Raw genomic sequence first — 24,629 nt, forward strand, 5'->3', positions numbered from 1 at the left:
GGCGCGGCGGGCGCCTGCGCGCCGTCGCGCGGCCACTACCGGAGATTTCCCATGCGTATCGTGTTTGCATTGCTGCTGCTTGGCGCAGCGCCGTTCGTTTCCGCCGCCGAGGATCTGTCGCGCCGCATCGTCGCGAACGAGGGCTGGGTGTCGTGGCAGGTGCCGCGCGTCGCCGACGCCGGCGACTCCTGCTGCCACACCATCCACGGCGACGTCGTGAGCCGCCGCGGCTGCGACCTCGACGGCCGGCAGTGGAACATCAACAGTTCGACCGGCGGCGATGCCGGCCATCTGGTCGTCTACGCGCACGTGCGCGGCGGCGTCGTGGACAAGATCCGCGCGTTCTCGGCGACCTGCCCGGTGCGCACCGCCGAACCTTTGCGCGCGATCGACGGCGTCGATCCCGCCGCGAGCGTGAACTGGCTCGCCGAACATGCGCGCCGCGAGCGCGGCAAGAAGGACGACGACGAGGCCATCGCCGCGCTCGCGTCGCATGCCACGCCGGTCGCGATGACCGCGCTGCGCGATCTCGCCGCGCCCGAACGTCCCGAAAAGCAGCGCCAGGCGGCGCTGTTCTGGATGGGGCAGGCGCGCGGCGCCGAAGGCGTCAACGCGGTAGAGCGTTATGCGCGCGACGACGCCGACGCGGACATCCGCGAGCACGCCGTGTTCGTGCTGTCCCAGGCCGCCGAACACGGCACCTATCCGCGCATCCTCGCGATCGCCGGTTCGGACCGTTCCGCCGAGGTTCGCGGCCAGGCGTTGTTCTGGCTCGCGCAGATGGAAGACCCGCGCGCCGGCGCCGACATCATCGCCGCCATCCGGCGCGAGACCGATCCCGAGGCCCGCGAGCAGGCCGTGTTCGCCCTGTCGCAACTCGACGACGACGAGGGCGACAAGGCGCTGATCGCCGTGATCCGCGGCGACTTTCCGCGCGAGGTCAAGCAGAAGGCCGTGTTCTGGCTCGGCCAGTCGGGTTCGGATACGGCGATCGCGTTCCTGGACGACGTGTTGAAGTAGCGGGAATGGAGAATCGGGAATCGGCAACCGCGGCGCAGGCGGGGACAGTGGAACCGTCCTGTTCAAGGGGGTGAAAGGCGACCGCTCCGAACCGCAGGTTCTGGCCGTCCTGAACGTGCCGCTGACAGAAGTGGCAGTTCCGCGGAGCGGAACCCGGAAAGCCTCCCGGGACCCCGACCCCGTCCGTCAGCCCAATCCCGTCCGCCGGTCCGATTCCCGGCGGTTCGTGCGCCAGAACGCATTTCCGGGACCTCCGTCGGCGCTATCGTGCGAACGCCCTCATCACGGCGCTGGTGCTAAGCTAGCGCCGCGATCGTTCTAGGGGTGGATCGGCGGGGGCTGTCCGCGATCGTTTCTGGTAGCCGGTTCGGGCGTCGTCATCGACGTCGATCCGGTAACTGCGGCCCTGTTTGGAGGCGATATGTCGACCCAGCGATCGTGGAACCCGACCTGGCCTTCGACCCTTCCCGAGTCCGGCGCTGTGCCGGCTTCTGCGTCGTCGCCTACGCGACCGCCCAATGCGCCGGTGCCGCCGCGCGCGCCGATCACGCCGCCGACCCAGCAGGCCCGTCCCACGCCGCCGCCCGTGTCCCGGCCGGTCACGCCGCCCGCCCCGTCGCTCGGCCGTCCGGCGCCGCCGCCAAGCGCCGGTCATCTCGGCGTGCCTGCCCATCAGACCAACAACGCCGTGCTCGCCGACCTCGCGCGCCAGGCCCGCGCGGCACGCGGCGAACTGCAGGCCGCGCAGGAAGCTTTCGCGCGGCGCGCGCTCGCGCTCTACGAGACGCTGCGCATCGTCGACGACAGCCTCGCGCAGCTCGCGACCCACGTGCTCGGCAACACCGTCATCGCCTCGGCTTGGTTCAGCTCGCGCAACCACCACCTCAACCAGCGCTCGCCGCTCGAAGTGCTCATGGTCGGCGACCGCGAGGCCGTCGTCAGCGAACTGATGCGGCTCGAGCACGGCGTCTACTGAATCGAGTGACGAGTAGCGAAGCGTGAGAAACGAGTGGGGCGGTGCTCCGCTGGTTTTGTCGCCTCGTCGTTTCGCGAGTGCCCTGCATGGCGGGCAATGACTAAAGATGAAGCGAGAAACGGGCGGGCGCGAGTCCTGCGAGTTTCGCGCCTCTTCACTTTTTCGGCGCAGCAGTGGAAAGTCGGGCAAAGGAACGCGTGGAGCGACAAACCACTCGTTTCTCACTCCTCGTCCCTCTTTCCTGTCTCTCCATGCGGATCGATTCGTTCTTCCACGCGGCCACGAACACGTGGTCGCATCTCCTGAGCGGCGGCGACGAAACCGCTGCGGCGATCATCGACCCGGTACTCGATTTCGATGCGGCCGGCGGCCGCGTCTCGACCGAGTCGGCGCAGGCGATTCTCGCGGCCGTGCACGCGCATCGCCTGCGTGTCGAATGGCTGCTCGAGACCCACGCACACGCCGATCACCTGACCGCGACCGACTGGCTGCGACGCACGCTGCGCGCCGAAGGCCATCCCGCGCGCAGCGCCATCGGTGCCGGCATCGTCGCCGTGCAGAAGCACTGGAAACAGGTCTTCGGTCTCGGTGACGACTTCGCCGCCGACGGTTCGGATTTCGATCATCTGATCGCCGACGGCGAGTCGCTGCCGCTCGGCGCGCTGACGATCGAGGCGCTCGCCACGCCCGGGCATACCAGCGACGGCGTCAGCTATCGTGTCGGCGACGCGGTCTTCGTCGGCGACACGGTGTTCTCGCCGGCAGCCGGCACGGGACGCTGCGATTTTCCGGGCGGCGACGCGGCGACGCAGTACCGCTCGATCCGGAAGCTCTACGCCCTGCCCGAATCGACGCGGCTGTATCTGTGCCACGACTACCCGCCGCGCGACGCCGAACCGCGCGCCGAGATCGACCTCGTCGAACAGCGCAGCGGCAACGCCCAGCTGCGCCGCGACACGCGCGAAGCCGACTACATCGCGCAGCGCGAAGCACGCGACGCGACGCTGCCCGCGCCGCGTCTGCTGTATCCGTCGCTGCAGGTGAATATCCGGGCCGGGAAGCTGCCGCCGGCGGATGAGCGGGGGCGAGTGTTTTTGCGGTTGCCCGTGATTGCGGGCGACGAGTGGAGAGAAGTGAGAAACGAGTAAACGCGCAGCCTGAAGATTCCATCGCGCCACTCTTTTCTCACTCCTATGTACTCATTCCTATGCTCGCCCGATATCTCACCGTCGCCGCGCTCCTCCTCACCGCCGCCACGCCCACCCTCGCCTGGGGCCCGATCGGCCACGCCACCGTCGCCGGCATGGCGCAGCAGCGCGTATCCGAGCCGGTGCGGCGCGAGATCCGCGCGCTGCTGCAGGCCGACGACGAAAGCACGCTCGTCGACGTCGCGGTCTGGGCCGATGATCTGCGCGACACCGACCCGGCGCGTTTTCGAGCGACCAGCAAATGGCACTATGTGAACTTTTCCAGCGATGCCTGCCGCTATGACGCCGGCCGCGACTGCCGCGGCGGCGAGTGCGTGGTGGCGCAGGTCGCGCGCAACACGGACATCCTCGCCGACCGCTCGCGCCCGCGTGCCGAACGCGCCGACGCGCTGCGCTTCGTCACGCATTTCGTCGCCGACGTGCATCAGCCGCTGCACGCGAGTCCGCGCCGCGACAAGGGCGGCAGCAGCGTGCAGCTGCGCTACGGCCGCGAGAACTGGAACCTGCATTCGGTCTGGGATTCGCTGATCCTCAAATCCGCGCAGCGCCGCTGGCCGGACTACGCCGCGACGCTCGCGGCCGGCACCGACTGGTCGGCCGCGGCCGGCAGTCCGGCGCAGTGGGCCGAGGAGTCGTGCCGCATCGTGCGCGACGGCAACGTCTATCCCGACGGCGGGCGCATCGACGACGCCTGGCTCGCTCGCCAGCGGCCGGTTGCCGAGAAGCGCGTGCAGCAGGCCGCGGCACGGCTGGCCGACCTGCTCGAACGCGCGCTCGGCCGACCGCGGCGCTGACGCAAACCCGGCGTTTGCCTGTGCTAGCTTTGGCGGATTCTCACAACGACGACAACGACGCCCCATGCAGACCCGCCGCACGAAGATCATCGCCACCCTGGGCCCTGCGACCGACGCGCCCGGCATGCTCAAGCGCATCATCGAAGAGGGCGTCGACGTCGTCCGTCTGAACCTCTCGCACGGCGCTGCTGCCGATCACGTGCGGCGCGCAAAGGACGTCCGCGAGACGGCCGAGGCGCTCGGTCGCGAAGTCGGCATCCTCGCCGACCTGCAGGGGCCGAAGATCCGCATCGAGAAATTCGCCAAGGGCAGGATCGTGCTCGAGCCCGGCCAGCCGTTCGTGCTCGACTGTCGCGCCGATGCGGCGCCCGGCGACGAGACACGCGTCGGCGTCAGCTATCTCGGCCTGCCCAACGACGTGAAGACCGGCGACACGCTGCTGCTCGACGACGGCCTGATCTCGCTGGCCGTGCTCGACGTCGTGGAGACCGAAGTGCGCTGCCAGGTGCTGTTCGGCGGCGCGCTGTCGGATCGCAAGGGCCTGAACCGCCTCGGCGGCGGACTGTCGATCGCGGCGCTCAGCGACAAGGACCGCGCCGACATCAAGCTCGCCGCCGAACTCGGCGCCGACTTCCTCGCCGTGTCCTTCGCGAAGAGCGCCGAGGACATGAACGAAGCGCGCCGCCTGCTGCGCGCGGCCGCGGGGCACGGCGCGCTGGTCGCGAAGATCGAGCGTGCCGAGGCGATCGACGTGCTCGGCGAGATCATCGATGCGTCCGACGCGGTCATGGTCGCGCGCGGCGATCTCGGCGTGGAGATCGGCGACGCCGAGCTGCCGGGCCTGCAGAAGAAAATCATCCGCGAAGCGCTGGTGCGCAACTGCGTCGTCATCACCGCGACGCAGATGTTGCAGTCGATGGTCGAATCGCCGATTCCGACGCGCGCCGAAGTGCTCGACGTCGCCAACGCCGTCATCGACGGCACCGACGCCGTGATGCTGAGCCAGGAAACCGCGGCCGGCCGGCATCCCGACAAGGCCGTCGCCGCGATGCGCCGCGTCTGTCTCGGCGCCGAGCGCCAGTTCGAGCCGCTCGAAGGCTTCCAGGCCGGCACGCATCGGCTCGATCGCACCGACCAGGCGATCGCGATGTCGGCGATGTTCCTGTCCGCGCAGGTCAACCCGCGCGCGATCGTCGCGCTGACCGAATCGGGCGCGACCGCACAATGGCTGTCGCGCTATCGCTCCGCGGTGCCGATCTACGCGCTGTCGCGCAGCGCCCCGGCGCGCCGGCGCATGCAGCTGTATCGCGACGTCTACGCGATCGAATTCGATCCGCGCGGCGTCGACCCCGCGCATGCGACGCGTGCCGCGGTCCAGCACCTGTTCAATCTCGGCCGGCTGTCGGAAAACGATCGCGTCATCATCACGACCGGCGACCACACCGGCCGCCTCGGCGGCACGAACACGATGAAGCTGCTGCGTGTCGGTGCCGGCGGCGCGGTCGAAGGGCTCGGCGAGCTGCAGTGACGGGTTGGACCGACGGCAGGCCGCGTTGTGATCGCGCCGACGGACGCGCGACAATGCGGAGCGTCCACGCTGCCGCGGCCGCGTCTTCCGTTCCCCCGAAACAGGTCTCTCCGATGCTTCGTCCGTTCCTGTCGTTGCGCCGCGCCATCGTCGCCGTTTCTCTGCTTGCCGCGACGACCGGCATAGCCGCCGCGCAGACCACGCCGCGTCCCGTCGCAGCCAAGGACCTCGGCAAATACTGGCTCGTCGCAAGCGACGCGATGGAGGCGATGAAGCCGAACACCGGCGTGAACCTGTACGCGCCGAGCTGCGCAGTCGTGCGCTACGTGATCAACAGCGACGGCACGACCAGCGACGTCGTGCTCGAAAAGCTCGTGCCGGCCGGCGATCTCGGCATCGTCGCGACCACGGCGATCGACAGCCTCGTCTATGCCGCGGCGAAATCGAACCAGGCGCTGACGCCGGTCGTCACGCGCGTGACTCTGCCGCTGAACCTGCCGCCGGTAGCCGGCACGCCTGAAGAGCGCGCGCGCATCGAGGCGCAGCGCGCGCAGGTGATCGCGGCCTGCGATCCACCGCCCGTCGAAGCCGCGGACAAGCCGGCCGCGCCGGCCAAACCGGCGGAGGCCGGCGGCACGTCCTGATCCGACGATCGCGGCGGATTTTTGCAGTTCTTGAGCATCGGGCCGTCGCGGCGGCCCTCGTCTTGCCATGGCAATGCAGGCGGGTTCTGATCGATCCGGTCGGCTCAATCCGGTCGGGGCGGGAAATCTGCAATGTGGAAAATGGGTGAATTTGACGCGCGCCGCGCCGCGGCGGCGCTGCGCGTGCTGCGTGTGCTGCTGGCCGGCCTGATCGCGGCGCACGGCTGGGCGCGCTGGTATTCCGGCGGTGTCGTGCCGTTCGGCAGCTGGCTCGACGGCCTGGGCTTCCCGTTCGGTCTCGGCATCGCGACAGCCGTGACCGCGGTCGAGATACTCGGCACGCCGCTGTTTGCGCTGGGGCGCGCAGTGTTTCCGCTGAGTCTGCTCTACAGCGCGATCTACCTCATGGGCATCGCGCTCGTGCATGCGAAGGCCGGCTGGTTCGTCGTGGGCCTGGGTCGCAACGGCATGGAATACAGCGTGCTGCTGATCGTGAGCCTGCTCGCGGTCGGGTTCGTCGCGAAGCCCGGGCGGGCATAAGACGAGGGCGAGTAAACAGGGGGGCAGTAGGCACTGGGGAGAGCGTTGCCCGCGCTTTCCCGGAGGCGTGCCTGCCGACCCCCCCACGGGCTGGCGATCGCGAAAGCGGATGGCCCCGCGTCGCGCGATTCGTCGTGAGGCGCGGTATGGCCCCAGCCTGCACACGCATCAGTTACCGTCCGTACTGCGCCCGGCGCATTGCCGTGCCGCGCCAGTCGTGGCACCTTCGGCGCGGGGCCGGCGCACAGGGCAATACGGGTGGACGTCACCGAACTGATTGCGCAGGCGCGAGCCGGCGACGCCGCCGCATCCGGGCGGCTGTTCAACGAAGTGTACGGCGACCTGCGCGCGCTGGCCGCGCGTCAGGTCGTACGGATGCGCGCTGACATGCGCGCGACGTCGCTCGTGCATGAAGCCTGGTTCCGGCTCGCGAAGCCGGAATCGCTCGCGCTCAAGGATCGCGAGCATTTCTTTGCGGTCGCCGCACGCGCGATGCGCCAGCTCGTCATCGACCACGCGCGCCAGCGCGTCGCCGGCAAGCGCGGCGGCGGCGCGATCGCGGCCGAACTCGATTCGCAGATCGCCGATGCCGGCGACAACGGCCGCGACCAGGAGCTGCTCGCGCTCGACCAGGCGCTGCGCCAGCTCGAAGCGCTCGATCCGCATCTCGCGGCGCTCGTCGAGATGCGCTTTTTCGGCGGCCTCGAACTCGCCGAGATCTCGACATTGACCGCGCGCTCGGAGCGCAGCCTCAAGCGCGACTGGCGCAAGGCGCGCGCGTTCCTGCATCAGCAACTCGGCGGCGACGCGCTGCCCGACGGCGAGGACTGATGCACGCGCCGTCGCGGTGTCGCGCGCACCGCGCCGCGAACGGCATCGAAACGCGCGCGGCGACGCCGTTCCATCGCATCCGCCACGGAGTCCGACCATGAACGCTGACGCGCAACGCCGCTGGGCCCGCGCCTCGGAACTGTTCGACGAACTTGCCGACAGCGATCGGACCGAACGCGACGCGAAGATCGCCGCGCTGCGCGAGGCGGGCGAAGATCCCGGCGTCGTCGAACAACTTGTCGCGATGCTCGCCGCCGACGCCGAAGCGAGCGGCGTGCTCGATCGCGGCGTGCAGGCGATGGCGCCGACCGTCGTCGACGCGCTCGCGCAGGGCCAGCAGGCCGCGGTCGACGAGGCCGGCCCGCCGCCCGTGTCGATCGGACGGTTCCGCCTCGTGCGGCTGCTCGGCCGCGGCGGCATGGGCGAGGTCTATCTCGCCGAAAGCACGCAGGGCGATTTCGTACAGCAGGTCGCCCTGAAGCTGCTCAAGCGTGGCATGGATTCCGACGACATCCTGCGCCGCTTCGCGCAGGAGCGGCGGATTCTCGCGCAGCTCAATCACGCGCATATCGCCGGTCTCGTCGACGGCGGCGTCAGCGCGGAAGGCCGGCCGTACTACGCCATGGAATACGTGGCCGGCGAACCGCTGACCGACTACGCGCGCCATCGCGCGCTCGGCGCGCGCGAGCGCGTGCAGCTCATGGCCGCGATCTGCGACGCGGTCGCGCACGCGCAGTCGCGGCTCGTCGTGCATCGCGACCTCAAGCCGTCGAACATTCTCGTCGACGCCGACGGCCAGCCGCGCGTGCTCGATTTCGGCATCGCGAAGATCCTCAGCGACAGCGCCGAGGACGGCCTGACCCGCACCGGCGCGCGCGCGCTATCGCCGGCCTATGCGGCGCCGGAACAGATCCGCGGCGAACTGATCAGCACGGCCACCGACGTCTACGCGCTCGGCGTCGTGCTCTACGAACTGCTCTGCGGACGCCTGCCGCACCGGCGCAACGCGAACGCGCCGGAACTCGGCGACGACGCGACGAGCGTCATCGAGCGGCCGAGCCAGGTATTGCGGCGGACGACGGTCGGCGAGTCCGACGCGGTCTACGGACGCCGTCCGGTCGAGCGCGAAGCGCGGCAGATCGCCGGCGACCTCGACACCATCGTGCTGACGGCGCTCAAACGCGAACCCGAACGGCGCTACGCGAATGCGAGCGCGCTCGGCGCGGACCTGCGCCGCTGGCTCGAAGGCCGCACGATCAACGCGCGGCCCGACTCGGCCGGCTATCGCGCGCGGCAGTTCGTGCGCCGGCATCGCGTCGGCGTCGCGGTCTCCGTGTTCACGCTCGTCTGTCTCGTCGTATCGCTCGGCATCGCGCTGTGGCAGGCCGGCATCGCGAGCGCCGAGCGCAATCGCGCGACCGAGCACGCCGAAATCGCAACGGCGGTCAGCACCTTCCTGACCGACGACGTGATCCGTTCGGCGAACCCGTTCCGCAGCAAGCTCGATCTGAGCATGGGCCAGGCCCTCGTGCAGGCGCGCGCGTCGGTCGCGCAGCGCTTCGCCGGTCAGCCGCGCACCGAAGGTGCCGTGCGTCGCGCGCTGGCCGAAAGCCTGCGCCTGGCGGGCGAGAACCAGCCGGCGGAAGAAGAAGCGCGCGCGGCGCTCGGCGTGCTCGCGGCGCGCTTCGGGCAGCGCGATCCGGACACGCTGCGTTCGCGCGCGCTGCTCGGCCGGCTGTTGCTGGCGACCAACGAGGAAGCCGCGCGCGGCGTGTTCACCGAAGGCATGAGCTACGTCGGCGATTCGCCGCGCGATCCGTCGCGGCTGCGTTTCGAAGTCGGGCTTTCCGCGCTCGACGTGGAGGATCGCAAGGAAGACGAAGGATTGCGGCGCCTCGCCGCGATCGAGGCCGACGTGCGTGCCGTGTTCGGCGACTGGAGCGAAGAACATTTCGATCTGCTGAACCATCGCATGCGCGCCTACGCGAACACCGACCGCTACGAGCAGACGCTCGTCGTCGCGCGCGAAGTGCTGGCCGGCGCGCGCAAGCATTACGGCGAAGGCGATCCGCGCACGCTGGAATGGCTGCAGCGCGAGGCGATTTCGCTGCGCCTGCTCGATCGCTTCGAGGAATCGCTGGCCTCGATCAATGCGGCGATCGCGATCTCGAACGCACGCCTTGGCGAGAATCATCCCGCAACGCTGTACGCGAAGCTGCAGGCCGGCATCGTGCTGCTGGAGCTGCGCCGTTACGACGAGGCCGGGCCGCTGATCGATCCTATCGTCGCGTACGACCGCCGGGTCGGCGTCGTGACGAGCGAGAACGAACTCACCCACCGCGTGTATCAGGCGCGTCAGCGCCAGTTCACCGGCAAGACCGCGGAAGCACAGGCGATATTCGAGTCGATCTACGCCGACGCGCGCACGCGTTTCGCCGCGGAATCCTGGAGAGCGCTGCCCTATGGACAGACCTACGGCATGTTCCTGATGCAGACCGACCGGCGCGCCGAGGCGGAAACGCTGCAGCGCGAGATCATCGCCGAGGCCGAAAAGTCATTGACGCCGGGGCACGTGAACGTCGGCAAGTACGCGTTCGATCTCGTCGAAAACCTGTCCGCGCAGCCGAAACGCGCAGCCGACATGATTACGCTGATCGAGCGCTGGCTGCCCGTCTGGGAAAAAAACTTCGGCGCCGACGACTCCCGCGTCGTCGACGGACGCAAATGGCTGGCAGAAGCACAAAACCGTGGGGCGCAATAACCGAAGGGCATGCGCCGAGTCCGTCGTCGGCCTCACCGTTGGATTGTTGGCGAAAGGCGCGGTGTGTTTGCTCTTTTGTGAGTGGGCGCGGTGCCCATCCGGTTGCGCCGCATTGTGGAAATGGCGCATTGCGCCGGAACGTCGGCGCAATGCGCCGCAATGCCGGCGCTATGCGCTTCGCTTGTTGCGCCCTACTCAGGCGGCTTGGGCTTCGCCGAGGGAGGCGAGCCACTCGTCGTCGGAGCCGTCGGCGACGCCTTCGAACAGGATCGTCGACAGATAGCGTTCGCCGGTGTCGGGCAGCATCGCGAGGATCGTGGATCCGGGCTCGGCCTCGTCGGCGACCTTCAGCGCGGCGGCCAGCGTGGCGCCCGAGGAAAGTCCGGCGAAGATGCCTTCTTCCGCCGCCAGGCGGCGCGCGGTATCGCGTGCGACGAGGTCCTCCACCGGCAGGATGCGATCGGCGATGGTGCGGCTGAGGACGGCCGGCAGGAAGTCGGGTGTCCAGCCTTGGATCTTGTGCGGCTTCCATTCCTGGCCCGACAGCAGCGCCGCGCCGGCGGGTTCGCTCGCGACGATCCGGATGTCGGGACGCGCGAGTTTCAGCACTTCGCCGGCCCCGGTGATCGTGCCGCCGGTGCCCCAGCCGCTGACGAAATAGTCGAGGCGCCTGCCGGCGAAATCGCGCAGGATTTCCGGGCCGGTCGTGTTGCGGTGCCAGGCCGGATTCGCTTCGTTCTCGAACTGGCGTGCGAGAAACCAGCCGTGCCGCCCGGCGAGTTCCGCGGCCTTGCGCACCATGCCGCTGCCGCGCTCCGCGGCGGGCGTCAGGATTACCTTGCCGCCGTAGGCGCGGATCAGCTTGCGCCGCTCGATCGAGAACGTCTCGGTCATCACCGCGACGAACGGATAGCCTCGCGCTGCCGCGACCGCGGCGAGTGCGACGCCGGTATTGCCCGATGTCGCCTCGACGATGGTCTGTCCTGGTTTCAGCGTGCCGCGCCGTTCGGCGTCGAGCACGATCGCGAGCGCGAGCCGGTCCTTGACCGAGCCGGCCGGATTGAACGCTTCGACCTTCACATACAGATCGACGTGCTTGGGCGGCAGCCGATGCAGCTTGACGATGGGCGTGTTGCCGATGGTGTCGAGGATCGAGTCGTAGATCATGGTTCTCGGCCGGGAAACGGGAATGGGGAATCGCTAATTGCAAAAAGCAAAAGAGGGACTGTCTCTTCCTCCGCGGTCGAACCGCGAAGACGGGGTCACGCCGCCCGGGCCAGCACCGCGCCCGGCAACTGCGTCAACGGCGCTGCGCCGAACCAGTGCAGTCGCGCGCCTAGCGCCGCGACTTCACCGACGATCAGCAACGCCGGCGAGCGCACGTCGTACGCGTTCGCGAGCTGCGGCAACGAGGCGAGATCGCCGAGCACGACGCGCTGCGTTCCGCGCGAGCCGTTCTCCACGAGCGCTGCAGGCGTGGTCGCCGCGCGGCCGTGCGCGACGAGCCGGCCGCACACGCGATCGAGGCCGGCTACGCCCATGTAGACCGCGAGCGTCTGCCGCCCGGCCGCGAGTGCGGCCCAGTCCAGCGTGTCGAGCGAGGCCTTGCAGTGCGCCGTCACGAAGCGCACCGACTGCGCATGATCGCGGTGGGTCAGCGGAATGCCCGAATAGGCGGCGCAGGCCAGCGCCGCCGTAATGCCGGGCACGACCTCGAATGGAATAGCGTGCGTTTGCAAGAATTCCAGTTCTTCGCCGCCGCGGCCGAATACGAACGGGTCGCCGCCCTTGAGGCGCACGACGCGCCGGCCGGCTCGCGCGTGCTCGAGCATCAGTGCGTGAATGCCGTCCTGTGTCGTGTGATGCGTGCCCGATTCCTTGCCGACCTCGATGCGTTCGGCGTCGCGGCGTGCGAGCGCGAGCACGTCGGCGCTGACGAGCCGGTCGTGCAGGATCACGTCGGCCTCGTTGAGTGCGCGCAGCCCCTTCAGCGTGAGCAGGCCGGCGTCGCCGGGGCCGGCGCCCACGAGCACGACCGAGCCCTGCGCCGGCACGTCGGTGGGGCGGTCGAGTTCGCGCGCGAGCGTCGCTTCCGCGGCACCGATCTGACCGCGACGCACGAGTTCGGCGACGCGGCCCTGAAACAAGCGTTCGAGAAAGCGGCGGCGCCGGCCGAGATCGGCGAAACGCCCACGGATGCGTCCGCGCCAACGGTCGGCCAGCGCCGCCAGGGCGCCGAGCGAGGGATCGAGCAGACGTTCGATCGACTCGCGCACGAGCCGCGCGAGCACCGGTGCGGCGCCCGAAGTCGAGACCGCGACGACGAGCGGTCTGCGGTCGATTACCGCCGGTACCTGAAAGCTCGACAGTTCTGCGTCGTCCACGACGTTGCAGAAGATGCGCCGCGCCTGCGCGGCCGCGGCGATGGAAGCGTTTACCGCGCGATCGGACGTCGCCGCGACGACGAGCCACGGCCGGTCGAGCCACGACTCGGCGAATTTGCCGCAAATCAGCGAGATGGAGCCGTTTTTCGCCTGAATTCCGAGTTGTTCCGTAAATGCGGGCGCGCCGACGGTGACGCGCGCGCCCGTTTCGAGCAGCGCGGCGACCTTCCGTTCGGCGACTGCGCCGCCGCCGACGACGAGCACGTCGCGTTCTGCAAGCTCGGCAAAGATCGGATAGAGTCGGGCGGCGGTCATGATTTTTCGGCAGCAGCATTCGTCGGTGCGGAGTCAAACGACACGACCTTCGTCGCATCGCGTGCAACCATCCTGTGCGTCGGAACGAGCCCGTGGAAGTGAGCAATCGATGTGCCGTTATGCCGTCCCGGCATGACCGAACGGACAGCCGTATAGACGGCTAAATGATCTGTGGTTATAGTCCGGCCACACTGTTCAAACAATTTGATGCCGAGAGCGGCGTCACGAGGGGTCTGCGCCAAGACCCGGCCACACTGGAGAGCACGATGAAACCGACTTATTACGCCATTCGATTCTGTATGAACCACGTAAATGCCAATTGGCGTCGCTCGCTTGCGTCCGAACTGTTGCGATCTCCCCAGAGAAGGCCGTCATGACACTCACTCAACTGCGCTATCTGATCGCCATCGCCGATTCCGGCCTGAACATCACCCTCGCTGCCGAACGCGTGCACGCGACGCAACCGGGCATCTCCAAGCAGTTGAAGCAGCTGGAAGATGAGCTCGGTTTCCAGATTTTCGCCCGCAAGGGCAAGAGCCTCGAACGCATCACCCCCGCCGGCGTACAGGTCATCGACCGCGCCCGCGTGATCCTGGCGGAAGCCGCCAACATTCGCGCACTGGCCGCCAATCTTCGCAACGAAGCCCAGGGCGAGCTGCGCATCGCCACCACGCATACCCAGGCACGCTTCGTACTGCCGCGCACCATCGCGAGCCTGAAGCGTCGCTACCCGCAAGTCAGCGTCCACCTGAAGCCCAGCGGCGACGCCGAAGTCCTCGCACTGCTCGAACGCGGCGAAGCCGACATCGCGATCGTCTCGACGGCCGGCAGCGTGCCCGCCGGCGGCATGGCCGTGCCGCTGTTCCGCTGGGACCGCCACGTGCTCGTGCCGCGCTCGCATCCGCTCGCCAAGCTCGAAAAGGCGCCGCGCCTGGATGAGCTCGCGGAATATCCGCTCGTCAGCTACGAATCGTCGCTGAAGCCCGATTCCTCGCTGCGCCGCGCGTTTCTCGGCGCCGGGCTGCTGCCGCGCATCGCCATCACGGCGCGCGACGCGGATCTCATCAAGACCTACGTGCGCGCCGGCCTCGGCGTCGGCGTGCTCGCCGAAATGGCGCTGCTGCCCGAGGACCTGGCCGACCTCAAGGCGCTGCCGGCACCGGGCCTGTTCCCGCTGTGCACGACCTGGGTCGTGCTGCGCCGCGACCGCGTGCTGCGCGACTACGCGCTCGATCTCGTCGCCGAACTGGCGCCGCAGCTCGATCGCCGCAGCCTGCGCCGCGTGCTCGACGGCGTGACGACGCCCGACTGGCCCGCGCCGCCGCACTGGCGCCAGCTCGTCGCGTCGGCCGAAGCCAAGGGCGCGTCCGGCCACGCGTTCGCCGCGCAGGCCGCCTGACGCACGAGGCAACGTTGTGAACAACGCCGCGCTTTGCGCGGCGTTGTTTTTTGGGCCGGCGCGATCTCGGATACGCGCAAGTCGGGTCGAGCGCAGCGAAGCCCGACATCGCGGTCCGCCCGCATCCGGGAACCGCGGGCGAAGCCCAACGAAATCGGTCGCGCGATCTGCGCGGCGCATGTCGCGCTTCGCTGCGTCCAGCCGGCCGACGCTGTCGTCGCCGATTCGGTGACGCGCTCAGCACAGCGCGTACGCGCGACGTGACAGAATCGGCGGGATTTCGCGTCCATTGCGAGGCCATCCTGAAGCTGCGCCTGACCTCCGTCCGCGGGCTCGACGGTATCGAGCAACGTCCGTCGACCTGGATCGTCGGCGGCATCGTGCTGTCGCTCGCGCTGCTCGCCACCGCGCTCTCCGGCGGTTTCGCCGCGGCCAAGCCGAAACCGCTGCCGGCGCTCGAGGCGGGCAAGGGCGTCGACACGGGCCAATGGCATCTGGTCGTGCACGGCGCGACGCTCAGCGCGACGCGTCCCGACGGACGACCCGCGCCGAAAGGCCAGGCCAGTCTCGCGATCGAGGCCGAACTGACCAACCGCACGCGCGAGTCGAGCAGCGACATCGCGAGCGCGCTGCGCGTGAACCTGCCGGCGATCGCGCCGAAGACGCTGCCGCTGCTGCTGCTCGCACGCGACCGCAGCATCGTCGGCGCGCTGCATCCGAAGATGGCCGAGCGCCTCTATCTGGTCTGGGACGTGCCGGTCGGCACGGCCATGCCCGATCCGCTGCCGGTCGTCGTGATGAGCAAGATCCACAAGACGCGCGACAACCTCGTCGGCGGTTCCGGCTGGTTCGACCCGAAACCGCTGGCCGAAGTGCGCCTGCGCGTCGCCACGCCCGACACCGCGGAGCGCGCACCGTGAGCGCATTGCTGCGATCGCGCGCCGCATCGATTCTGGGTTTCATCATCGCCGCGGCGCTGCTGCTCGCGATGCGCATGACGACGCCGAACTACGACGGACGCGTCGCGCCGATCGTCGAGCGCGGTCGCATCGGCGGCGACTACGCGATCGGGCGACGCTTTGCCGCGCGCGCCGAACGCGTCGAAGCCGCGCAGCGCATTCGCGTCGCGCGCCTCGGCGCGACGCTCGAGGAGCGCGACACGAGCGGCGTCTGGATCATCGTGCACGCGAGCGCGATGGCGATGCGCGAACCGACGACGATCGGCGCGGCGTCGCTGCGCACGCGAGATGGCCGCCGCTACGCGCAGACCGCGCGCCTGCCGTCCGTGGCGCCGCTCATGAGCACGCGCGAACTGCAGCCGGCGATCGCCGACAGCGGCGTGTTCGTGTTCGAGTTGCCGGCCGACGCGGTCGCCGGCGCGACCCTGGTGCTCGCGGCCAACCGCATCGACCCGCTCGATTCGGAACTGCAGATCGATCTCGGCCTGACTGCCGCGCCCGCAGCGCGCGACGTCTACGACCTGGTGCGGCCATGAGCGCTCGACGCCTGTACCGGCGCAGCCTTGCCGCGCTGCTCGTCGTCGCGCCGCTGGCGCTCTGGAGTGCGAGCGGCAACGACTGGATGGCCTATCGCCGCAGCCTGCGCGTCGCGGAAATCACAGTCGCGGCCGGCGGCGCGCAGGACTACGGCGGCAGCACCTGGCGCATCGAGCGGCATTCCGTGCACCGCGGCGAACTGCCGGCGGTCGACGGCGCGAAGACCCTGACCACGGTGCCGCGAAGCCTGCCCGCCGGCACGAGCCTCGTGCGCGTACGCGTCGCCGTGCGCGCCGGCGATGCGGAGGCCGTCCGTCGTCTCGATCGCTGCACGCTCGAACTCGTCGATGCCGACGGCCGGCGCTGGAATCCGCAGAACCTGCAGCCGGAACGGCGTCGCGAGGTGGCGACGCGCTGCAACGGCAGCTACAGCGCGCCGCCGCAGGTCGCGCAGGATTTCGTGTTCGAACAGGATTTCCTCGTGCCGAACGATGCCGCCGGGCGCGTCGATGCGCGCGTGCGCATCGGCGCAGAGCCGCAGCTACTGCGGCTGCAATTGCGCTGACGGGGTTTCCGTACCGGCCACGCTGGTCGCGCCGGGCCGTCGCAGCCACGCGGCGACGCCGAGTTCGAGCGTCGCGGCGAGCAGGCAGATGCGCAGCGGTTCGAACACGACGCTCGCGCCGTCGCCGACGGGACCGCCGACCAGCAGCGCGAGCGCATCGCCGACCGGACGCCAGAAGGCCATCGCGTGCGGCCCTATCCACTGCGTCGCGACGATCCACGCCTGCACCGACAGCCAGTCGAGCGCGCGATAGCCGACGCAGAACGCGAGCAGCAGGCCGAGGCCGGCGTGCAGGGTCAGGCGCACGCTGCTGGCGACCGGCACGTAGCGCGTGCGATAACCCTTGACGATGTCGTCGCCGAGCTTCTTCAGCGGCGAGGGCAGTGCGTCGTAGCCGGTCACGACGCGCTCGATCCGCCGGTTCGCCGCGAGCAGCGCCTGCTCGCCGAGATCGCGGCCGAAGATCAGCGCCGTGATCGCGAGCCAGACCAGCGGCAGCAGCGCCGCGAGAAACAATCCCTGTGCCGCGCTGGCCAGCGTGTCCGCGATCGTCGGTGCAGCCGCCACCTGGGCGAGATCCGGACTCGCGCCGCCGAAATAGTCCCAGATCACGCGCGAGTGCAGCCATTTCATCGCGACATCCTTCGCGCGCGTGATGACGAACAGGCCGATGAACACCCAGTTCGCCTCGCACAGCACGATCAGCGCCTGCCACCATGGCGAATGCTGCTGCGCCTCGCGCGCCTTCGCGTAGCGGCGCAGCAGCCACGACACGGCGACCGAAATCACGAGCCCGCTCGATTTCAGCGCGTCGAGCAGCGGGCCGTACTGCCCGAGCGGATCGCGCGCGAGTCCGGCCAGCGAATAGCTGCGGATCGTGTCGCCGAGCAGTCCCCAGGCCGCGTAGTAGGCGAAGAACGGTACGAGCGCGAGCGCGAGCGCCGCGGTCAGGCGGTCGCCGCGTGGCACCGGCGCCGCGGGCGTGGCCTCAGCCGGCTGCGTCAGCGCCGGCAGCGACGGACGCAGCACATGGAACATCGCGATCACGATGCCGAGCTCGATGACGACGAGCGGCGCAAGCAGCGACAGTCCGATCACGTGATTGCGCAGACCGATCTCGACGATGCCGCGCAGGAGCCAGCTGTCGAGCAGCTGGCCGATCAGCACCAGCAACACGAGCGGCGGCCAGTGCCGCCACCAGAGAGTCAACGTCGTACGCAGGAGTTGCAGCGGGATCGCAGTCATGCGCGGAGCATCGCATGGGCCGTCTGCAGGTTTCGCACGACGGGATTCCGGTTTTTTTGCGGAGGCGGCGAATCGGGAGTGGGGAATGGGGCTGGGTTCGCTCTGGCCGTTGCTTTCGCCGTTGCCGCTGCGCTGACGATTCCCGTTTTGCCATCCCTCATTCCCGCTCACCGCGCCGCAATATCCCGCCGCGCCGGAGCCGGCACGAGCCAGGCCGCGACACCAACGGCGACCTGCGCGCTGTACCCGTCGGCGAGCTGTTCCGCATCTGGCCGCCTGGGCTGCATTCCCCGCGCGCACCGCACCGGCCGAACCCGCGCTCGAACTCGTCGCCGACCTCGCCCCGCACATGGAAATCCGCGCGATGCGCCGCACGCTCGCCCTCGGCGAGGCCGGCGAGTGGCCTGCGCCGCCCGGTCGGTCACCGCAGAACGTAGGGCGCAATAAGCGCTAGCGCATTGCGCCGTCTCCACGCCGCGACGCGGTCACGCATTGCGCCATCTCCACGCCGCGACGGCGTTACGCATCGCACGATATTCGGCCGCGACGCAACCGGATACATGGCGCAATGCCCTTCGGTTATTGCGCCCTACGTCGACCTCGTCCACTCATGGAAATCCGCGCAGGGTCTCCACGATGCGACGCGCGCGGACATCGGCGCATGGGGTTCGGCCAATGCGCCGACGGGGCCGGTCTTCGTAGCGGAGCCACCTCGATGTTGCGGTTCGCCGTCGGCTTGCCGCAACTTACCGTTTGCTCGTGATCCACGCTTCCACATTTTCGCGCAGCAGCGCGAGCGGCACGACGCCGTGGTCGATGACCTGGCTGTGGAATTCGCGGATGTCGAACTTCGTGCCGAGTTCGCGCTCGGCCTGTTCGCGCAGCGCGAAGATCTCGAGGCCGCCGGAGTCGTAGGACGTGAGCTGCGCCGGCATCACGGCCATGCGGTCGATCAGGTCCTCGGCGCCGGCGCGGCCGAAGCGTCCGGTCGCGGCGAGGTAGTCGATGGTCTGCTGGCGCGTCCAGCCGAACAGGTGCATGCCGGGGTCGGCGACCATGCCGCGCGCGGGCCAGATGCGCCGCGAGATCTTCGCGTATTCGGTCCTGTAGATGCCGGCTTCCTCGGCGAGGCGCTCGGAGTAGCGACCCCAGCCTTCGAGATAGGCCGAGTTGAAGCCGAGCTTCGCAATGCGGTGCGGCGCGGGCCGTTCGTTCGCGAGCGCGATCTGCAGATGGTGGCCGGGCCAGGTCTCGTGCACGAGCGTGATCTCGGCCGAGCCGCGCGTGTCGGTCTTCCAGTTCTCGAGCTGGATGCGGTATTCGCCGGGCTTGGCCGGGTCGGTGCTCGGAATGTAGTGCGAGCTCACGCCGGTACCGCGCTGGAATTCGGGAAACGGTTCGATGATCGCCGGTTGCCTGGGCATGCGCGCGAACAGCGCCGAGCTGAGTTCGCGCGCGCGGTCGAGGCCGGCGCGCGATTCGTCGAGCAGCTGTTTTTCCGAGTCGAAGTGATTTTCCGGTTCCTTGTCCACCTTCGCGATGATGGTCGGAATGTCGCGCGTGCCGAACAGGCGTTCGCCGATGTCGGCGACCTTGGTCTCGTTGTCGGCGACGGTCTTCCTGCCGAGTTCGTAGACCTCGCGCGGGCTGCGCGTCAGCGTCGTGCTGTTGCGCAGCAGCGCGGCATAGCAGGCTTCGCCGTCGGGCAGCGCCGACAGCGCGACGCTGTCGCGGGCCTTCGCGCGGTATTCGTTGCGCAGGAAGTCGCGGTAGCGCACGAGTCCCGGCACCACGTCGGCCGTCATGACGTCGCGCAGTCGCGTCGTGAACGCCGCGTCGTCGGCGCGCTTGGCCGGCGAATAGAACGGCAGGTCCTCGGGCTTGCCGGCGATCATGCCGTCGACCTGCTTGAGCACGCGGTCGACGACGCTCTTCGGCGCGCTGTAGCCCGTCGCGAGGCCGGTGCGCAGGTTGGCGATGTCGTTGTCGATGAAGCGGCCGAGCGTGCGCCAGCGCGCGACGGCCTGGTCGCGTTCCTCGGCAGTGCCCACGGGCTGCGCCTGCGCGGCTTCGACGAGACCCGCGAGCCAGCCGTTCATGTGGCTGACGCTCCAGCGTTCGCGATGGCAGACGCGCGACTGGCGGTCCGATTCGAGGTTTTCGCGCAGCACCGCATAGGTCACCGCATGCGGCGTGCCGCGCAGCGGCGTCGCGTCGATCGTCGCGAGTTCCGCGAGCATCGCGTCGATGCCCTGGTCCCACGCCGCGATCTCGGCTGCCGAATTGCGCGGCAGGCGGTCGTGCGACTTCACCGGCACCCCGCTGAAATACGTGACGGTCGGATCGAAGTCGAGCACCGCGTCGACATAGCGGTCGGCGAGCGCGTTCGCCGCGGCGACGGTCGCGTCGGCGGCATTCGCCGCCGGTGCGACGGCGGCGGGCGGCGCCGCTGCGGTTCCGGTGCGCGTCGGCGGCGTGCAGGCGACCGCGAACACGGCGGCACTCAGCGCGGCGATCGCGGCACGGAACGGATACGACTGGCGAGACTTCGGCATGCGAGCGGTCCTTTGCGGTTACAGGGCACGGACGCCTACGCAACGCCCGTGCCAACCGCCGAACGATACGACAATGGCGCCGTTGTGCGGTTTGCGGCACTCGCGCACTCGTTGTCCCGCTGTCCGCGGACGCGGACAGCGTCCGTTTCATCGGTGCGTGGAGTCCGCGGACGCGGACAGCGTCCGTTTCAGCGGTGCGTGGAGTCCGCGGACGCGAACAGCGCCGCTGCGAGCGCTTCCGCCTCGGGCGCGGGACACGACGGCAGCATGACGTTCGTTCCGCCATGCCGATCACCGTGTCGGGCCAGTCGGGCAATGCGTCGGCGCAGACGAAGATCACGGCCAACATCGCGGCTGCGCGCTCCGGAGCCGGCTCGCGCAGTTGCCGTTGCCAGACTCGTTCTTCGCGTTCGCCGGACGCGATCGACCTTCGCGTTCCCTCCGGCCGCCCGCCGCCGCACGTCGGCGAGCGGCGCGGCGCAGCGCGCGTCGAACTCGCCGCCGCGCTCGATATCGCCGAAAAGAGCGGAGACACCGCCGTCGCCGGGCGCATCCGCAAGGCATTATCAGAACCGAGGCAGGTGCGGCAAGCCGCGGGCGAACCGCAACGTCGCGGTGACTGCGCGGCAAAGAACCCGTGCCGAAGGAGATGCGAGCGCGGAGCCATTGCGGCATCGCTTCCTTTGCCGGACGCTCGCCGGAAGCGACGACCTCGACGTTTGCGGTTCGCCTGCGGCTCAGTGCAACCTACGTCTTCGCGTTGTGTTAGAAGACCGCTCTTGCTGCCGGTCAGAACTGTTCATGGGTCCCTCGACGCACGCCGCCGACATCACCGATCTGCTCCAGCGCATCGCGCTCGACATCGCCGCGCTGCCCGACGAAGGCGCCGTCGCCGAGTACATTCCGGCGCTCGCGCGCGTGGCGCCGCGGCAGTTCGGCATCGCGGTCGCGACCGTCGACGGCGCCGTGCATCGCGCCGGCGATGCCGACCGCGCGTTCTCGATCCAGAGCATTTCCAAGCTGTTCGCGCTTGCGCTCGCGCTGCAGCGCGAAGGCGAGGCGTTGTGGCAGCGGGTCGGGCGCGAGCCCTCGGGCACGCCGTTCAATTCATTGGTGCTGCTCGAACGCGAGCGCGGCATTCCGCGCAATCCGTTCGTCAACGCGGGCGCGCTCGTGATCACCGACGTGCTGTGCCGCCGCTATCTGCAGCCCGAACGTGCCGTGCTCGAATTCATCCACCGGCTGCTTGGGCGCGTCGGCGTGGGCATCGACGCCGATGTCGCGCGCTCGGAGCGCCAGCACAGCGACCGCAACGCGGCGATCGCGCATTTCATGCGGAGCTTCGGCAATCTCGGGAGCGAGGTTTCCGCGCTGCTCGACGCCTACTGCGCGCAATGCGCGATCGCGATGTCCTGCGCCGAGCTCGCGCAGGCTGCGCTGTTCCTCGCCGCCGACGGCGAGCAGCCGTCGCATGGCCGCGTGCTGGCCGCGGCCGACGCGCGCCGGCTCAACGCACTGATGCTGACCTGCGGCGCCTACGACGCCGCCGGCGATTTCGCGTTCCGCATCGGCCTGCCGACCAAGACCGGCGTCGGCGGCGGCATCCTCGCCGTCGTGCCAGGACGCATGACGCTCTGCGCCTGGTCGCCGCGCCTCGACGCGACCGGCAACTCCATCGCCGCCGCCGCAGCGATCGAGCGGTTCACGGCGGAGACGGGGGTTTCGATTTTTCGGTGAAACGACGCGCGCGACATTCGCGTTGCGGTCGATCGGACGTCGGGTAGGGCGCAATAACCGCAGGGCATTGCGCCAAGTCCGTTGCCGGCCTCACCGTTGGATTGTCGGCGAAAGGCGCGGTGTGTCCGCTTTCTGTTGGCGCGTGCGACGAGGGTGAGACGGCGCAATGCGCGCCTCCAGAGACGGCGCAATGCGCTTCGCTTATTGCGCCCTACGTCCGCACATTCACGCGGTCACGCGTCGACTTTCGCGCGCATGACCCAATCGGCCTTGCGGTCGTCGCCGACCATGAAGACGGCGGTGCCGGCTTTCTCGAAGCCGTTCTTTTCGTAGAAGCGGATCGCCTGCGGGGCCTCCTGCCACACCAGCAGCCACAGCCAGCGCCGGCCGCGTTCGCGCGCGGCGGCGCGGACCGCGCGCATGAGCTGCGCCGCGCCGCCGCGGCCGTGCTGCGACGGCGCGAAATAGAAGCGGCCGAGTTCGGCCGGATCGGATTCGACGATGGCCTCGTGCGGCGTCGTCGCGAAGCGCACCTGCGCATAGCCGACCATCGCGCCGTCGGCTTCGGCGATCAGCGTGACGATGTCGGGAGCGACGATTTCCGCGGCCTGCTTTTCGGCGGCGAAATTCGCGGCGACGAATTTGGCGGTATTCGTCGCGTCGCTCGCATGTGCGTAGGCGGCCATGAACCACTCGGCCATGCAGCGTGCGAGCTCGGCCGCGTCGGCGGGTACGGCGCGGCGGATGTGCAGCGTGACGGTTTCGCTCATGCGTCGTTCCTCGAATGTCTCAATGCCCCGATGCCGGTGCGGCGGCCTTTTCGAGCACGCGCCCGATCATCGCGGCGGCCAGCGTTTCCTCGCCGAGATAGACCTCGGCGCCTTCCTGCTGCAGCAGCGCCGCTTCCTCTTCGCTGTGCGAGCGCAGCAGCACCGGAATGCCCGGGTTCAGCGCGCGCGCCGTTTCGATCATGCGGCGTACGTGGAACGTGTCGGGCACCGCGATCACGAGCAGGCGCGCGCGGGCGACGTGAGCCTGGATCAAGGTCGCCGGTTCGGACGCATCGCCGGCGACCGCGTGCAGGCCCTGTTCGCGCAGCTGTTCGACGCGCTCGCGGTTCTCGTCGGCGACGACGAGCCGCAGCCCGCGCTCGCGCAGCGCCGCGGCGATGCGCTTGCCGACGCGGCCGTAGCCGACGAGCAGTACGTGGCCGGTCAGGTATTCCGAACTCACGCCGCTCGGCAGTTCCGCGAGCGGATCGGCCGGCCGTTCGAGCGTGCGCGCGAAGCGCGAGCGCCGGCGGATCCAGGCCTGCGCCGGTTCTATCGCCTGGAATACGAGCGGATTGAGCGCGATGGAGATGATCGCGCCGGCGAGGATCAGGTTCTGTCCCTGCTGCGGCAGCAGGTTCAGCGACACGCCGAGTGCGGCGATGATGAACGAGAACTCGCCGATCTGGGCGAGGCCCGCGGATACCGTCAGCGCCGTGTTCAGCGGATAGCGCAGCAGCAGCACGAGGACCGTGGCGGCCAGCGTCTTGCCGAGGATGATCACGGCGACGACGGCGGCGACCATCAGCGGCTGTTCGATGAGGATGCGCGGATCGAACAGCATGCCGACCGAGACGAAGAACAGCACGGCGAACGCATCGCGCAGCGGCAGCGATTCTTCGGCCGCGCGATAGCTCAGTTCCGATTCGCGCAGCACCATGCCGGCGAGAAACGCGCCGAGCGCGAACGACACGTCGAACAGCGTGCCGGCAAGGAAGGCGATGCCGACCGCCGCGGCGATCACGCAGAGCGTGAACAGCTCGCGCGAGCCGGTGCGCGCGACCTGCCAGAGCAGCCACGGAAACAGCTTGCGTCCGCCGGCCAGCATCAGCACGACGAACGCGGCGACCTTGCCGAGCGTCAGCAGCAGCGCGAGCCACAGCGGCCGCGATGGCGCGGCCGCGCCGTGCGCGCCGCCGTCGAGACCCGCGAGCGCCGGCAGCAGCACGAGCGCGAGCACCATGACGAGGTCTTCGACGACGAGCCAGCCGACCGCGATGCGGCCGTTGACGGTTTCGAGCAGCCCGCGGCCTTCGAGCGCGCGCAGCAGCACGACGGTGCTCGCGACCGACAGCGCGAGCCCGAACACGAGTCCGGCCGCGAGCGGCCAGCCCCAGAGCCACGCGAGCCCGGCGCCGAGCGCGGTCGCGACCGCGATCTGCACGAGCGCGCCGGGCAGCGCGATGCGTTTGACCGAGAGCAGGTCGTCGAGCGAGAAGTGGAGGCCGACGCCGAACATCAGCAGCATGACGCCGATTTCCGCGAGCTGCTGGGCGAGATGGACGTCGGCGACGAAACCGGGCGTGGCCGGGCCGATGAGAATGCCGGCGACGAGATAGCCGACGAGGGCGGGCAGTTTGAGCAGTCGCACGGCGATGAAACCGACGACGAGGGCGAGGCCGAGTGCGGCCGAAATCGTGGAGATCAGTTCTACGCTATGAGGCATCCGTCACCGTGGGCTGAGGGTCATGGCGGAGGGCCGCGGCGCGGGCCGGAGCCCTGCGAATTTAACCGGTCAGGCGTTACGGAAGTCGCAAGAAGCGCCGCGCCGCATGCGCAGGTTGCGGTTCGCCTTCGGCTC

The 24,629-nt window shown here is 69.3% G+C and carries 20 protein-coding genes; 14 read left to right on the forward strand and 6 right to left on the reverse strand.

The genetic code is table 11. From position 1 onward, the window contains the following. Window positions 1-51 precede the first annotated feature (51 nt). The 9 genes from VLF18_RS07905 to VLF18_RS07945 all read left to right on the forward strand — a co-directional run bounded on the left by VLF18_RS07905 (window position 52) and on the right by VLF18_RS07945 (window position 10,302). Window positions 52-1,020: a HEAT repeat domain-containing protein gene (locus tag VLF18_RS07905; protein ID WP_325279079.1), complete on the forward strand. Its 969-nt coding sequence runs from the start codon at window positions 52-54 to the stop codon at window positions 1,018-1,020. Between the two features lie 661 nt (window positions 1,021-1,681). Beyond that, on the forward strand, window positions 1,682-1,996 hold the full coding sequence (locus VLF18_RS07910) for an MbcA/ParS/Xre antitoxin family protein (protein ID WP_325279080.1): 315 nt from the start codon (window positions 1,682-1,684) through the stop codon (window positions 1,994-1,996). Between the two features lie 251 nt (window positions 1,997-2,247). Continuing rightward, on the forward strand, window positions 2,248-3,144 hold the full coding sequence (locus VLF18_RS07915; protein WP_325279081.1) for an MBL fold metallo-hydrolase: 897 nt from the start codon (window positions 2,248-2,250) through the stop codon (window positions 3,142-3,144). Between the two features lie 59 nt (window positions 3,145-3,203). Further along, on the forward strand, window positions 3,204-3,998 hold the full coding sequence (locus VLF18_RS07920; RefSeq protein ID WP_325279082.1) for a S1/P1 nuclease: 795 nt from the start codon (window positions 3,204-3,206) through the stop codon (window positions 3,996-3,998). A gap of 64 nt (window positions 3,999-4,062) precedes the next feature. Next, a complete protein-coding gene (gene pyk, locus VLF18_RS07925) occupies window positions 4,063-5,526 on the forward strand; it encodes a pyruvate kinase (RefSeq protein ID WP_325279083.1) in 1,464 nt (487 codons plus the stop codon). Window positions 5,527-5,639: 113 nt separating this feature from the next. Further along, entirely contained in the window at window positions 5,640-6,170 is a 531-nt protein-coding gene (locus VLF18_RS07930) for a hypothetical protein (protein ID WP_325279084.1), read from the forward strand. A 141-nt stretch (window positions 6,171-6,311) separates the two neighbouring features. Next, window positions 6,312-6,710, forward strand: a complete 399-nt coding sequence (locus VLF18_RS07935) for a DoxX family protein (protein WP_325279085.1) — start codon at window positions 6,312-6,314, stop codon at window positions 6,708-6,710. 258 nt (window positions 6,711-6,968) lie between these two features. Next, window positions 6,969-7,541 (forward strand): ECF-type sigma factor, encoded by a 573-nt coding sequence (locus VLF18_RS07940; protein WP_325279086.1) that lies wholly within the window; start codon window positions 6,969-6,971, stop codon window positions 7,539-7,541. Between the two features lie 97 nt (window positions 7,542-7,638). Then, complete coding sequence (locus VLF18_RS07945; RefSeq protein WP_325279087.1) at window positions 7,639-10,302, forward strand: serine/threonine-protein kinase; 2,664 nt, start codon at window positions 7,639-7,641, stop codon at window positions 10,300-10,302. A 195-nt stretch (window positions 10,303-10,497) separates the two neighbouring features. Here VLF18_RS07945 and cysK read toward each other — a convergent pair whose 3' ends face one another. Both cysK and cysG read right to left on the reverse strand, forming a co-directional pair. Next, window positions 10,498-11,469 (reverse strand): cysteine synthase A, encoded by a 972-nt coding sequence (cysK, locus tag VLF18_RS07950; protein ID WP_325279088.1) that lies wholly within the window; start codon window positions 11,467-11,469, stop codon window positions 10,498-10,500. Between the two features lie 95 nt (window positions 11,470-11,564). Further along, window positions 11,565-13,001 carry a siroheme synthase CysG gene (gene cysG / locus VLF18_RS07955; protein ID WP_325279089.1) on the reverse strand — a complete coding sequence of 479 codons (1,437 nt, stop codon included), beginning with the start codon at window positions 12,999-13,001 and terminating at the stop codon, window positions 11,565-11,567. 373 nt (window positions 13,002-13,374) lie between these two features. On the opposite strand from cysG, the gene VLF18_RS07960 reads away from it, so the two are divergent. The 4 genes from VLF18_RS07960 to VLF18_RS07975 all read left to right on the forward strand — a co-directional run bounded on the left by VLF18_RS07960 (window position 13,375) and on the right by VLF18_RS07975 (window position 16,461). Then, on the forward strand, window positions 13,375-14,400 hold the full coding sequence (locus VLF18_RS07960) for a LysR family transcriptional regulator (RefSeq protein ID WP_325279090.1): 1,026 nt from the start codon (window positions 13,375-13,377) through the stop codon (window positions 14,398-14,400). A gap of 260 nt (window positions 14,401-14,660) precedes the next feature. Further along, window positions 14,661-15,320 (forward strand): hypothetical protein, encoded by a 660-nt coding sequence (locus tag VLF18_RS07965; protein ID WP_325279091.1) that lies wholly within the window; start codon window positions 14,661-14,663, stop codon window positions 15,318-15,320. Then, window positions 15,317-15,895: a hypothetical protein gene (locus VLF18_RS07970; protein WP_325279092.1), complete on the forward strand. Its 579-nt coding sequence runs from the start codon at window positions 15,317-15,319 to the stop codon at window positions 15,893-15,895. The genes VLF18_RS07965 and VLF18_RS07970 overlap by 4 nt, the downstream gene beginning before the upstream one ends. Next, window positions 15,892-16,461, forward strand: coding sequence for a hypothetical protein (locus tag VLF18_RS07975; protein ID WP_325279093.1), 570 nt, complete (start codon window positions 15,892-15,894; stop codon window positions 16,459-16,461). Before VLF18_RS07970 ends, VLF18_RS07975 begins: the two co-directional genes overlap by 4 nt. Here the strand turns inward: VLF18_RS07975 and VLF18_RS07980 are convergent. Further along, window positions 16,438-17,706: a hypothetical protein gene (locus tag VLF18_RS07980; RefSeq protein WP_325279094.1), complete on the reverse strand. Its 1,269-nt coding sequence runs from the start codon at window positions 17,704-17,706 to the stop codon at window positions 16,438-16,440. The genes VLF18_RS07975 and VLF18_RS07980 overlap by 24 nt on opposite strands. Window positions 17,707-18,452: 746 nt before the next feature. After that, entirely contained in the window at window positions 18,453-20,261 is a 1,809-nt protein-coding gene (locus tag VLF18_RS07985) for a DUF885 domain-containing protein (protein ID WP_325279095.1), read from the reverse strand. An 801-nt stretch (window positions 20,262-21,062) separates the two neighbouring features. Between VLF18_RS07985 and VLF18_RS07990 the strand changes: the two genes are divergently transcribed. After that, window positions 21,063-21,998: a glutaminase gene (locus VLF18_RS07990; RefSeq protein ID WP_325279096.1), complete on the forward strand. Its 936-nt coding sequence runs from the start codon at window positions 21,063-21,065 to the stop codon at window positions 21,996-21,998. 233 nt (window positions 21,999-22,231) lie between these two features. On the opposite strand, the gene VLF18_RS07995 is transcribed toward VLF18_RS07990, so the two are convergent. Then, window positions 22,232-22,768 carry a GNAT family N-acetyltransferase gene (locus VLF18_RS07995; RefSeq protein ID WP_325279097.1) on the reverse strand — a complete coding sequence of 179 codons (537 nt, stop codon included), beginning with the start codon at window positions 22,766-22,768 and terminating at the stop codon, window positions 22,232-22,234. A 19-nt stretch (window positions 22,769-22,787) separates the two neighbouring features. Next, window positions 22,788-24,494 carry a YbaL family putative K(+) efflux transporter gene (gene ybaL / locus VLF18_RS08000; RefSeq protein ID WP_325279098.1) on the reverse strand — a complete coding sequence of 569 codons (1,707 nt, stop codon included), beginning with the start codon at window positions 24,492-24,494 and terminating at the stop codon, window positions 22,788-22,790. Window positions 24,495-24,629: the final 135 nt, after the last annotated feature.

This window comes from Tahibacter sp. (genome assembly GCF_035481375.1).
Taxonomy (GTDB): Bacteria; Pseudomonadota; Gammaproteobacteria; order Xanthomonadales; family Rhodanobacteraceae; genus Tahibacter.